We start from the raw sequence: 5,922 nt of genomic DNA, 5'->3' as shown, positions 1-5,922 counted from the left end.
ACCACAAGAATATCGCTGACTTATATCCTCATAATTACAAGAAACTTATCCTGGATAATGTAGAAGAATAATTAGATATCACAAGATGTACTTGCTCAGGTGCATACTTCCAAATCAGTATATCAGTTTGATTCCAGTGAGGATAGTACAACAAAAAACTCTTTACAGATGGGCTATTACGAGGTAGATCCACAAACTCCTGATGTGTTTAAAGAACTAGATATTCCGTATTCAAATCCATCCTCAAGAATGAATGTGTTTACCATAGTGGATGATAAACTCTTTATATGCGTGCCTAATTCAGCCCCTTTAAAGTTTAATGGAGTATATGCTTTGGATAGAAAGGGGCATGTTCAACCTGTATTACAAATAGCAAATAAATATAAACCTACTCGATTTTACAAGTTAGGTGAGTAATCTATAATCTTTGTTTAATTAATATAAGTTGGACTTAAGCTATTAGTCTACTCTGATCAATAATGTCATTAATAGTATTAATAAAAGGCTTTTAGGCAAGTAAGAATAAGTAATCAAAACTGCTAACATATTTGCAAGTAAAGTTATTAAAGGATCTGTGTCTTGTATGTTCTACTTGACACATATTCTTTAACTTATCATTTACTGTTTCAATAAACGCTCTTTTCTTTAGAGGTATCTTCTCGGCTAATAACATCATTGACTTCTTTATGTTTTATTGGGCTTTAGTAATTAAATGTACTCCATCAACCAACAGCTGTTCAAATAAACGAAATAGTCAAGATAATAAGGATGATTGTTTTAATGAACAACTATACAAAGAAAGATATGCTAGTGAGAGTAGCAATGTTTGGTTAGATAGCTTTGGTTCTTTACTTAATAGATATGATACCATACTTTCTTACTGGATGGTATGAAGACTTATAGTTTTTATTGTTATAGGACTGAAAAAGTTTTACAAAATTAAAAAGTTAAAACGGCTTGATTACTTAATTATAATGCACAACGGGTTATGTATTGTTTTTACTAAGTGCTTTTTAATACAAGGAGTATTAATAACCTAATACCAAATGTAGTTTTTATGTGATTATCTTTAGATTATAATATTATATTTTGTATATTTGTAATACAATAGTAGTAGTTATTTTGTTTAATATATTTAAAATACCATTATAGTGTTATTTATATCATTATCGAAAGTACAAATGAAAATCGTTGAAAGCATTCGTGCTCGACGATTACAAATGGAACTGACTCAACAAGGTTTGTCAGTAAGAGCCGGTGTAGCGTTATCAACCCTGAGAAAATTTGAGCAAAAGGGAGAGATTTCTTTAGAATCTTTTTTAAAAATACTCTCGGTTGTCGGCGGATTAGAAGAAATAATGGATGTTTTGAAACCTAAGGAGCAAAATTTTAAATCTATTGATGAAGTATTAAAAAACCGGGAAAAATCAACAAGAAAACGAGGAAGTAGAAAATGAAGCTAGCTGTTAAAGAAATAAAAGTAGGGTTGAATTTTGGGTCTGGAATTAAGCCTGTTGGGCGTTTAGCAATTCGTAATGGCATTATATATTTTGAATATGATGAGACTTTTTTGCATAACAGTTTAGAAATTTCTCCCATAAAACTCCCTTTACAACGTGGGGTTATAGAACTTCCTAGAAGTCCTTTTGAAGGTCTAGCTGGAGTTTTTAACGATAGTTTGCCTGATGGTTGGGGAAGATTACTTTTTGATCGTTTACTTCGTTCAAAAGGTATTTCTGCTTCAGATATATCTCCCCTTGATCGTTTGGCGTATGTTGGATTAAATGGTTTAGGTGCTTTAGTTTTTGAACCTGATCAAAGCTTTAATACAAAAGATGAAATAATTGATTTGGATGTTTTGGCTACACACACTAAAGAGGTTTTGGAAGGTGAATCAGAAGAAGTGATTAGAGAACTTTTAGCTTTAAATGGTTCTTCTGCTGGAGCAAGACCAAAAGCATTGATTGGTGTTGATTCTGAAAGAAAAAGCATAATTCATGGAACAGATCAGTTAAATAATGATTTTGAACATTGGATGGTGAAATTTCCAAATACGCAAGATGGAATTGATGCTGGCGCAATAGAATATGTTTACGCATTAATGGCTTTGGATGCAGGAATTGAGATGCCTACGACTCATTTGTTTGCTTCTGAAAAAGGGAGTGGTTATTTTGCTGTAAAACGTTTTGATAGAAATGGCAACAAATCTTTACACATGCATACAGTTAGCGGTTTGATTCATAATAATTTTAGATTTCCCTCTCTTGACTATGAAGATTTATTAGCATTGACAGGTGTGTTAACAAAAGATATTCGTGAAGTAGAAAAGATGTTTCGATTAGCGGTTTTTAATGTCATGGCACACAATCGAGACGATCACTCAAAAAACTTTACATTTCTGATGGATGAATTTGGCCATTGGAAATTATCACCTGCTTATGATCTTACTTTTTCTAGCGGCCCAGGAGGAGAACAAAGTACAATGGTTATGGGAGAAGGACAAAATATAAGTATCGAGCATCTTACTAAACTAGGCTTAGAAGCGAAGTTATCAAAAGAGTTTGTAGAAAATGTTATAGAACAAACTCGTTCTGCACTTGATAAATGGATGAGTTTGTCTAAAGATTTTGGAATCAGTAAGTCTAATATTGAACTAATTCAGAAGGTGATTTCAAAATTATAAGCAATGAAACATTTGTAAAAAAAGTTATATAAGATTTGCTAGATAGAACTTCTTTTTGAATCAAGGATTCAATTAATCTTATGTACAAATTAGATATGGTATTATTGTTGAGTTTAATAAACCGGAGATAGTTTTAGATAATTATAAAATAAGATGGTAGATATAAACATTGTTGAAAGCCTTAAAGTCTAGTGGGTTTAATATAAAAGATACACACTTACAAAAAAATCAATAGAATTGAAAAACTACTCATATTAGTGATGATTGCTTTTGCTTGGTACTATAAGATTGGGGAGCATATCGACACAATAAAGCCTTTCACAATCAAGAAGCATAGCAATAGGCTGATTAGTGTATTTAAACAGGGACTTGACTACTTATCAAGATTATTACTCTCTAAAAATGGACACAACCCTTTAAATATCAATTGCTTTAGTTTTTTGTCGTGTACTTAGAAATCTTTCAAAGAATTGGGAAAAGAAGAGTCTTATATTATATCTAATCCTTCTGAAGTTGTACTAGGGTTTTATACCCCTTCTATGTTGTCTCCTATAATAACAAATCCAACAAATCCAAGAACTAATGAACCAAGTAACTCTCCAGCACTATATAGTGAATCTATAAAAACAGAAATACTTAACTATTACAAAACTCCTAAGTACGAAAACACTGTAAATCCTTATAGTGAGACTCTATATGAGAAATCACCACTGAAAAGAGTATTAAAAACAGGTGCTCCAGGAGAAGATTGGAAAATCAGTGGAGATCATGCAATTGATTTTACCTATCGATTCAATACCGCAAATGAAGTAAAATACAGACGTGTAAATGCTGTATTAAATGCAAATAAAGGATTTTATGACTATAGTACAGCTAGTAATGTTGGTAATGGTTTTTATCCCGCAAACTCTCTTTATGTGAGCTCTGTATCTGATGAAAATGGTAATGTAACAGAAGAGTTTACGGATCAAGAAGGAAAAGTAGTTTTAAAAAGAGTGTATAACAATACCCAAGGCATACCTACTTTGTTTAGTGTAGCTTCTAATTCACCTATGTCAAGTTCAATACCTAGTGTAGGTAATATCATTGGTGATGAATTAAAAGGAAAGTCAGTACAAGATGTAATAGATAATTTTGATAAGATAGTAGATAATCTAGAGAAGAATGCTGATAAAGAGATTAACAAGGCAACTAATGCGGTTGAAGATTTACCTAATAACACTTTAAGAGCTTCTGGGGCTACCACAGGCATTGGAGAAACACTAGATACATACTATATCTATGATCAGTATGGAAATTTATCAGTAGTTACTTCTCCCTTATTAAACGGTGATGTTACATTAGCTAATGTAGATAAACTAGGCTATCAGTATAAATATGATACCAAAAACCGACTAGTGGCTAAAAAACTACCAGGAAAATCTTGGGAGTATATGGTCTATGATAAAGGTGATAGACTTGTGGCTACAGGACCTGTGTATAATCCATTTGGAACAGAAACTAAAGGTTGGATGGTAACTAAATATGATGCGCTTTCTAGAGTAGTTTACAGTGGTTTTTACTCTGCTACAGCTGTTAACGAAACTGGGCGAAAGACATTTCAGGACAATGTAAATGCTAATGCTATATCTTTTGAGAAAAGAGCTACAACTTCTACTGTAGGAGGGGCACCAGTGCCTTATACCAATACAGTGTTTCCTAAAGATGGATTGACTGTCTTATCAGTAAATTATTATGACGATTACACTTTTCCAAATGTGCCTAACACTCGTCCAACAAGCTTAGAAGGACAGGCTGTTATACAAACTGTAAAAGGACTACCAACAGGAAGTTGGAATAGAGTACTAACTAATAGCAATGAACAAAAAGCAGCGATTAGTTATCTGTTATATGACTATAATGGTAGGGTACTAAAGAGTTATACGAAGAATTATCTGGGAGGATATACAGATATAGAGACTAAGTATGGTTTTACTGGTCAACCTTTAAAGGTTACTACTAAACATCAGAAAGATACTTCAACTCCTTTAGTGACTGTGTTAGAAGAGTACATTTATGATCATGCAGAAAGGTTGTTATATCAAACTCATAAGGTTAACAGCCTAGCTGAAGTCGTTCTTTTTGAAAATGTATATGATGAATTAGGAGCTTTAGAGAAAAAACGCATTGGAGGGAAACGCTCTACTACGAGTACTACTCCAACAGCAAATACATTCTTACAAGAATTGCAGTATAAATACAACATAAGAGGATGGCTTACAGAGGTTAACAATACAAATAACTTAGGACAATTAAACAATGGTAAACGTTCTTTGTTTGCTTTAAAGCTTAATTATAATAAACCAGAACAAGGTCTAACAGGAGTAAAACCGCTTTACAATGGTAATATCTCAGAGCAAATCTGGACAAGTGGTATTGATAATAAGAAGCGCGGTTATGGTTATGTGTATGATGGGGTGAATAGATTAGTGTTAGGCTCGTTTAAGACACCAGATTTAAATGTGAGTTCTACAGATACGCCATATAACGAGAAATTAGCGTATGATAAGAATGGAAATATAACTAGGTTAGAACGCAATGGAGCACCTATCGGAGGTAAGGTAGCAGCTATTGATAAATTGACTTATGGTTATTAATCAGGTAGTAATAGATTATCAACAGTCAGAGACGCTTCAGGAAATCAAGAAGGCTTTAAACAGGTTAATACTTCAGGTGCTGATTACGCTTATGATGAGTTTGGTAATCTAACGAGTGATAAGCACAAGAAAATAACTAAGATTAAGCTAAGTACACGACAAAAAACTAAAGCAATTGATATTTAAAGGGGTGTGTCCATTTTTAGAGAGTAATAATCTTGATAAGTAGTCAAGTCCAAGTTTAAATACACTAATTAGCCTATTGCCATGATTCTTGATTGTGATAGGCTTAATAGCGTCCATATAGTCTCCAATCTTATAGCACCATACAAAAGCAATCATCACTAACATGAGTAGTTTTTCAATTCTATCGATTTTTTTCAAGTGTGTATCTTCGATATTAAAGCCACTAGATTTGAAGGCTTTAAATAGTGTTTCTATCTGCCATCTTATTTTATAAGTCTCTAAAGCTTTCTCTGGTTTATTAAAACCTATGATTATACAGAAGTCTATTTTACCATCTGTTATCACTTTAGTTCCAGAGATATAACATAGCTGATTATGAATTCTAACAATCTTGTGATACTGTCTTGTTTGACCAGG

5 protein-coding genes and 1 pseudogene are annotated in these 5,922 nt (G+C 32.7%); 4 read left to right on the top strand and 2 right to left on the bottom strand.

The features are described from left to right. Positions 1–168: 168 nt before the first annotated feature. Entirely contained in the window at positions 169–417 is a 249-nt protein-coding gene (locus tag HX049_RS18040) for a hypothetical protein (protein WP_286417755.1), read from the top strand. A 42-nt stretch (positions 418–459) separates the two neighbouring features. On the opposite strand, the pseudogene HX049_RS18035 reads toward HX049_RS18040, so the two are convergent. Further along, positions 460–745: pseudogene (locus tag HX049_RS18035) on the bottom strand (transposase); the annotation flags it as partial. Between the two features lie 436 nt (positions 746–1,181). Here HX049_RS18035 and HX049_RS18030 point away from each other — a divergent pair. The 3 genes from HX049_RS18030 (at position 1,182) to HX049_RS18020 (ending at position 5,319) form a co-directional block, all read left to right on the top strand. Beyond that, complete coding sequence (locus tag HX049_RS18030; protein WP_286417753.1) at positions 1,182–1,457, top strand: helix-turn-helix domain-containing protein; 276 nt, start codon at positions 1,182–1,184, stop codon at positions 1,455–1,457. Then, positions 1,454–2,683 carry a type II toxin-antitoxin system HipA family toxin gene (locus HX049_RS18025; protein ID WP_286417751.1) on the top strand — a complete coding sequence of 410 codons (1,230 nt, stop codon included), beginning with the start codon at positions 1,454–1,456 and terminating at the stop codon, positions 2,681–2,683. Before HX049_RS18030 ends, HX049_RS18025 begins: the two co-directional genes overlap by 4 nt. Before the next feature lie 470 nt (positions 2,684–3,153). Further along, positions 3,154–5,319, top strand: coding sequence for a DUF6443 domain-containing protein (locus HX049_RS18020; RefSeq protein WP_286417749.1), 2,166 nt, complete (start codon positions 3,154–3,156; stop codon positions 5,317–5,319). A 147-nt stretch (positions 5,320–5,466) separates the two neighbouring features. Here the strand turns inward: HX049_RS18020 and HX049_RS18015 are convergent. After that, a partial coding sequence (locus HX049_RS18015) for a transposase (protein WP_286417748.1) occupies positions 5,467–5,922 on the bottom strand: 456 nt, incomplete at its 5' end.

The sequence above is a fragment of the Myroides odoratimimus genome, from assembly GCF_030326305.1.
Taxonomy (GTDB): Bacteria; Bacteroidota; Bacteroidia; order Flavobacteriales; family Flavobacteriaceae; genus Flavobacterium; species Flavobacterium odoratimimum_A.
This window is presented reverse-complemented; position numbering and strand designations above follow the sequence as displayed.

Coding starts and splice junctions, on each gene's coding strand:
- HX049_RS18040 (WP_286417755.1), top strand. CDS start 169: ATGGGCTATTACGAGGTAGATCCACAAACTCCTGATGTGTTTAAAGAA.
- HX049_RS18030 (WP_286417753.1), top strand. CDS start 1,182: ATGAAAATCGTTGAAAGCATTCGTGCTCGACGATTACAAATGGAACTG.
- HX049_RS18025 (WP_286417751.1), top strand. CDS start 1,454: ATGAAGCTAGCTGTTAAAGAAATAAAAGTAGGGTTGAATTTTGGGTCT.